Annotated in this window: 1 protein-coding gene; it reads left to right on the forward strand. The window is 62.7% G+C overall.

The window, feature by feature from the left end; genetic code table 11:
* Positions 1-553: aminotransferase class III-fold pyridoxal phosphate-dependent enzyme (locus NKH19_RS33750; RefSeq protein WP_352984013.1), on the forward strand; the 553-nt coding region annotated here is incomplete at both ends.

Here is a 553-nt window from a genome sequence, read left to right on the forward strand (position 1 = left end):
GTGCCCATCTTATTCATCCGGTCTCGTCATATCGCGGTCACGAGGCGCTTGGCGTGCGTGTGCTGAAATCGGCGAAGGGCGCGACTGTGACCGATGCGTCCGGCCGGCAACTCGTAGACGGTTTCGCCGGGCTGTGGTGCGTCAACGCCGGCTATGGTCACGACAGTATCGTAGAGGCTGCAGCCCGGCAGATGCGTGAGCTTCCCTATGCCACTGCCTATTTCGACCTCGGCTCCGAGCCGGCCATCCGGCTCGCCTCGGAACTGGCCGAGCGCGCGCCAGGCGATCTCAATCATGTCTTCTTCACGCTTGGCGGGTCGGACGCCGTCGACAGCACGATCCGTTTCGTCCACTACTACTGGAATGCCAGGGGCGAGCCAAAGCGCGACCAGTTCATTTCCATCGAACAGGGTTATCACGGGTCGTCGGTGGTCGGCGCGGGCCTGACCGCCCTGCCCGCCTTTCACGCCGGTTTTGGCATTCCCTTTGAATGGCAGCACAAGATTCCTTCTCCCTATCCCTACCGCAACCCGGTGGGCGAGGACGGAAACGC

The sequence above is a fragment of the Mesorhizobium sp. M1338 genome, assembly GCF_040318045.1.
Taxonomy (GTDB): Bacteria; Pseudomonadota; Alphaproteobacteria; order Rhizobiales; family Rhizobiaceae; genus Mesorhizobium.